General features: G+C 62.6%; 6 protein-coding genes. 3 read left to right on the top strand and 3 right to left on the bottom strand.

The window, feature by feature from the left end; genetic code table 11:
* Positions 1–1,436 (top strand): MltA domain-containing protein (locus tag AUC71_RS21245; protein ID WP_244500918.1); only part of this gene is annotated, 1,436 nt, incomplete at its 5' end.
* A gap of 34 nt (positions 1,437–1,470) precedes the next feature.
* Entirely contained in the window at positions 1,471–1,860 is a 390-nt protein-coding gene (locus tag AUC71_RS11060) for a Smr/MutS family protein (protein ID WP_244500917.1), read from the top strand.
* Positions 1,861–1,864: 4 nt separating this feature from the next.
* Here AUC71_RS11060 and AUC71_RS21980 read toward each other — a convergent pair whose 3' ends face one another.
* Positions 1,865–2,164, bottom strand: coding sequence for a sulfatase-like hydrolase/transferase (locus tag AUC71_RS21980; RefSeq protein WP_083238304.1), 300 nt, complete (start codon positions 2,162–2,164; stop codon positions 1,865–1,867).
* On the bottom strand, positions 2,137–3,486 hold the full coding sequence (locus tag AUC71_RS11055; protein WP_083238303.1) for a phosphoethanolamine transferase: 1,350 nt from the start codon (positions 3,484–3,486) through the stop codon (positions 2,137–2,139). The genes AUC71_RS21980 and AUC71_RS11055 overlap by 28 nt, the downstream gene beginning before the upstream one ends.
* 348 nt (positions 3,487–3,834) lie before the next feature.
* On the opposite strand from AUC71_RS11055, the gene AUC71_RS11050 reads away from it, so the two are divergent.
* Entirely contained in the window at positions 3,835–4,629 is a 795-nt protein-coding gene (locus AUC71_RS11050; RefSeq protein WP_244500916.1) for a cytochrome b/b6 domain-containing protein, read from the top strand.
* Here AUC71_RS11050 and hslU read toward each other — a convergent pair.
* Positions 4,619–5,605: ATP-dependent protease ATPase subunit HslU (gene hslU, locus AUC71_RS11045; protein WP_069624309.1), on the bottom strand; the 987-nt coding region annotated here is incomplete at its 5' end. The two genes, AUC71_RS11050 and hslU, sit on opposite strands and share 11 nt — an antisense overlap.

Genomic DNA, 5,605 nt, shown 5'->3' with positions numbered 1-5,605 from the left:
ATCTCGCGCTTGCCGTGGTCCTGAAAAGCCCGCTCTTCGGTCTGGACGACGACTCGCTGTTCGATCTCGCCTACGATCGCAAACTCTCGTTGTGGGCAAGGCTGAAAGAGAAGGCGGGCACCGACCCGCGTTTCGTTGAAGCGGCCAAGCGGATCGCCGCGTGGCTCGGTCAAGCCGACATCCTGCCTCCTTACGAGTTTTTCTCCGCGCTCTTGGGGGCTGACGGGCAGCTCATGCGCAAGCGGATGCTAACGCGGCTCGGCCCGGAGGCGGCCGAGGCGATCGATGAGTTTCTCGACGCCGCGCTCGCCTACGACCGGGATGAGGCGCCGTCGCTGCAGGGCTTCGTCAATCAGCTCCGCGCCGGCGATATTGAGATCAAGCGCGACATGGAGCAGGACCGCGACGAGGTGCGCATCATGACGGTGCATGGCGCCAAGGGCCTGCAGGCGCCCATCGTATTCCTGCCGGACACGTGCGTGCTGCCGCGCGCTCAAGGGCCCCGCCTCTTCCCGGTGCCGCGCCTCGGGCGCCGCCAGACGAAGTCACTCATCTCGTCTGGACACCGGGGCGCCCCGGTCTCCAGGCGATCGCGACGCGAAGGAGACGGTGCGGCGGGCGGAGATCGACGCCGGCGCCCTCGAGGCCAGGGTCTCGAGCTGCTTTATCTCGACGATCCCATCGAGCTCTTCTTCATGCAGGTCCAGGGATCGGGGCGCGTGCGGTTCCCGGACGGCTCGTGGGTGCGGCTCGGCTATGCGGCCAAGAACGGCCATGCCTATACGTCGATCGGGAAGCTGCTCGCCGAGCGGGGCGAGAAGCCGCCCGGCGGCCTGACGATGGAAGGGCTCAAGAGCTGGCTGCGGGCCGACGCCGCGCGCGGCCGGGCGCTGATGCACGAGAACAAGTCCTACGTGTTCTTCCGCGTATTGCCGGAAGACGAGGCGAACGACGGCCCCGTCGGCGCGCAGGCGTCGCGCTCACGCCCGGCCGCAGCCTCGCGGTCGATGCCGCCTATCACACGCTCGGTACGCCGGTCTTCGTCGCAGCCCCTGAGCGCCGACGCCGGACGGCACACCGTTCCGCCGGCTGATGATTGCGCAGGACGTGGGCTCCGCCATCAGAGGACAGGAACGCGGCGACATCTATTGGGGCTCCGGCGCGGAAGCCGGCGCCATTGCCGGGGTCACGAAAACGCAAGCGCGCTTCTACGTCCTGCTGCCGAAGTCATAAGCGGCGCCTTAAGCCGAGCCTTAAGGGGATTTGCGCTATGGTCCGCAGCCAAAGGAACCCCGGATGGGCAAGCGCGACACGAATATCGAGGACGACGCCGAACTCTGGGCCCGGGTGGCTCAGACGGCGGAGCCGCTCAAGAAGAAGAACCGCGTCGCCCGGATCCCGGCACCGCCAAAGCCCGCCCAGCCACCAAAGGCTAGCAGCGCCAGGAAGGCCGAGATCAAGGCGCCCGTCTTGCCGCCGCGCCCGAGCCACGCGCCCCATAGCGGCCTCGACCGGCAGACGGCGCGGAAGCTCGACAAGGGACATCTCGCGGTGGAGGCGCGGCTCGACCTCCACGGCATGCGCCAGCGGGACGCGCATGTGGCCTTGCGCAAGTTCCTCAAATGGGCGCAAGGCAAGGACTATCGCCACGTGCTGGTCATCACGGGAAAGGGGTCGCCGCGCGCGACGCCCGCCACGTTCTACGAGGATGAGACCCGCGGGGTGCTGCGCCAGGCGGTGCCGCACTGGCTGTCACACGGGGATCTCGCGCCGCTAATCGTCAGCTTCTCGGAAGCCCCGCGCCGGCTCGGCGGCGGCGGCGCGCTCTATGTGCGCTTGCGGAAATCTCCCAGAGCGTGATCCCTCACCAGTGCCCGGGATGGGTGTGGTCGAGGATGTCCATCTTCGGGTCATAGGCCGCGGTCTGGATTTCGAAGAGACCGAGCAGGGTCGAGAAAATGTTGTCGTGAGACAGCCGCTGAGCCCTCTTCTGCTGGATATCCGATAGGCTCTGTTGATCAAAATTTCGGCCAAACCACAACACGAAGGGCACGTGCTTTTGCGCGTCGGGCGCGAGGAAATAGGGCAGGCCGTGGAGGTAAAGGCCGTTCTCGCCGAGCGATTCGCCATGGTCGCTCACGTAAAGCATCGCCGTCTCGAACACGTCTCATTCGGCTTGAGAAGCTCGATGACTTTCGACAGGAAGAAGTCGGTGTAGAGGATGGCATTGTCGTAAGCGTTGACGATCTCGTCCGTGCTGCAAGCCCCGAGATCGTTCGTCTCGCAGGCCGGGGTGAACTGCTCGAACCCCGGCGGATAGCGCTTGTGATACGCCGGTCCATGATTACCCATCTGATGTAGGACGATCAGGATGTCCCCCTTCGGGTGGCTGTCGATGTAGTCCTGCAGACCGACCAGCATGCCTTCGTCCCGGCATTCCACATCGCAAACGGGGTTGGTCTTGTTGGTGAGATAGGCCTGGTACTCCACGCGATCGGCGACGTGCTTCGAGCTCGAATTGTTGTCGCGCCACAGGATGCTGACGCCCGCCCGCTTCAAGACATCGAGCGCATTATCCGCAGCGCTCGCCCTTTCTTGGTCGAACTCCGCGCGCGGATAATGCGAAAAGATGCAAGGCACAGACTGCGCGGTGGACGTGCCGCACGACCAGAAGTCGGGAAAGTTGATCACATCTTCCTGTTGCAGCCGCGGATTGGTCCCCCGCTCGTAGCCGTTGAGCGAGAAATGGTCGGCCCGGGCGGTTTCCCCCACCACCATGACGACGAGCTCGCGATGGACATCCGTTTCCGGGATCTTCGCGTTCGCGCCGACGATCAGATGCGGAAGGGAGGCGAACGTCACCGAGTCATTGACAAGCCTTCCCGCAGAATAGACTGCGTGAATGGGATTGACGCGATACCAGACTTCCTTGTGTTCCCGGAACATGGACGTGTAGTGCCCGCTGAACGTGAAGAACAGGCCGACGACGACGGCCAGCGACGCGGACACGAGTTGAAGGCGGGACGTCAGCGCGGCCTTAGGACCGGGACGCTTCATCGTGACCCTGTAGATGAACAGGGACGGCACGACGCCCAAGATCAAGACGTACAGAACGAGCGGGAGATTGAGAAGATCGCGCGCTTCCCTGCTGTCCGTCTCAAGAACATTTACGAGCATGTCGTCATCGATGACGACGCCGTAACGGTTCATGAAAAAGGCGATCAGCGCACTCAGAAGCAAGAACGTGATGAGGACAGGTTTTGCCGCAGCCCGGTGGCACAGCGCGGATAGGATGACGACGAAAATCGCCCCAATGAAAGGCAACAGCGAGGCCGCGAACAGGAGCTCTTCCGGGCTCCCATTGTAGAGCGCGAACGCGTTGCGAAAGAGCGCGGTGTTGGCGAACAGCGCGACGTAGACCGCCACCATGACGATCAGGGCGTTGCTCGAATACGGGCGACCGAGCAGGCTGCCGATGCGTTTCATTTGTTTCCCCCGAAGCGCGTCCCAGGGCAATTAGGGGCTCAGAGACTGGGCGTCCAAACGGTGGAAACGTGGCATTTCCTGGAACTTGGCTGAGGAATGTCAGTTTGGCTAACCAAAGGTCATACGGCCGCCGTCAACCGCGAGAGCCATTCTTTTGCTCCTTTGATCCACATCAGTGATTCCCTGAGCAAAAAGAACAGTGTGCGTAGGTCGTCGCAGCACCGCGCATTGCGTAGGAGACGTCCGACGTTTCCATTGTTTGGGAAAAGGCCGCGGGCAAGGCGAAGTTCAAGGCGCAGTAAGCCGCTGAAACAACTAGCGGTGGGCGTTAGCGGATAGAGCGATCGGATGCCGACCAACGCGCAGAACGGATCCGGCTATCGTGAATACATCGCTTGGGACGCCCCGACGCGGTGGTTTCATTGGATCAACGCGCTCGCCGTTCTCGGGCTGATCGCTACGGGATTGGTAATCTTGACCGGGGGCCAGCTCGGCCTCTCTCCGGAGGGCAAGATCACGCTGAAGAGTGTCCACGTGATATTCGGCTACGTCATGGCCATTAATCTGCTGTGGCGCTTCATCTGGGCCTTCTTCGGCAACCGTTACGCTCGCTGGAGAGCCATATTGCCCGGCGGCCGAGGTTTCGGCGCCGCTTTACGTGCATACATTGCTTCCTTTCTAACAGGAGAGCCAGAGCAGTATGTCGGACACAATCCACTCGCACGCATCGGTGTCACTCTGCTGTTCCTCCTCCTCCTGATTCAGATGATCACGGGATTCGTGCTGGCGGGGACGGATCTCTATTGGCCGCCCCTCGGTGGACTCATCGCGGATTGGGTTGCAGCGTCCGGCGTGGAACCCGCAACACTCGTGCCGGGCTCCAAAGACCTAACTGACGCGATGGCTTATCAGTCTATGCGGGACTTTCGCGCGCCTATCGTCGAAACCCACGAGATCAGCTTTTATTTGATCGCGATTGCCGTCGTGCTGCATCTCATCGCCGTGGTGGTTACGGAGATCCACGAAGGCGGCAGCATCACCTCGCCATGTTCACAGGCCGCAAGATCCTCACGAGAAAACCCCCAGACGCAGCCTAGGGGGAACGCCGGATCATTCTCCCGGCACAAACACCCTAAAGAATGAACTTCGACAGGTCGGCGTTCTTGGCGAGGTCGCCGATATGCTCGCGGACATAGGCACCGTCGATGGTCACGGTCTCGCCGTGCCTGTCGCCGGCCTCGAAGGAAATCTCGTCGAGGATGCGCTCCATCACGGTCATGAGGCGCCGCGCGCCGATATTCTCCACGGACGTGTTCACCTCCACGGCGATATCTGCGATGGCGTCGATCGAGTCCTCGGTGAACTCGAGGGTCAGCCCTTCCGTCTTCATCAGCGCCACGTATTGGTTGATGAGGCAGGCCTTGGGCTCGGTGAGGATGCGCCGGAAATCCTCGCCGGTGAGCGCGCGCAGCTCAACGCGGATCGGCAGGCGGCCTTGCAGCTCAGGCAAGAGGTCGGAGGGCTTGGCGATATGGAACGCGCCCGAGGCGATAAAGAGAATGTGGTCGGTCTTGACCGGCCCGTATTTGGTGCCGACGGTCGTGCCTTCGATCAACGGCAGGAGATCGCGCTGCACGCCCTCGCGTGAGACGTCGGCGCCGGCGCGCTCAGAGCGCGCGCAGATCTTGTCGATCTCGTCCAAGAACACGATGCCGTCATTCTCGACGATCTTGATCGCTTCTTGAATCATCATGTCGTCGTCGATGAGCTTGTCGGACTCCTCGGCCATGAGGATGTCGAACGAGTCTTTCACCGAAACCTTGCGCGGCTTGGTGCGCTGGCCCAAGGCCTTGCCGAGCATGTCGGAGAGATTGATCATGCCGACCTGGCTGCCGGGCATGCCGGGAATCTCGAAGGACGGCATGGAGGCGGACTCGGCCACCTGGATCTCGATTTCCTTGTCGTCGAGCTCAGCGGAACGCAGGCGCCGGCGAAAGGTCTCGCGGGTCGACGCGCTGGCGCTCGCGCCGACCAGCGCATCGATGACACGCTCCTCGGCGTTGAGCTGAGCCTTGGCCTCCACCTGCTTGCGCTTGGCGTCGCGCTGCCGAGTGATGTG

The organism is Methyloceanibacter marginalis (assembly GCF_001723295.1).
Classification (GTDB): domain Bacteria; phylum Pseudomonadota; class Alphaproteobacteria; order Rhizobiales; family Methyloligellaceae; genus Methyloceanibacter; species Methyloceanibacter marginalis.
The sequence above is the reverse complement of the archived record's forward strand: the minus strand, read 5'-3'. Positions and strand labels throughout refer to the sequence as shown.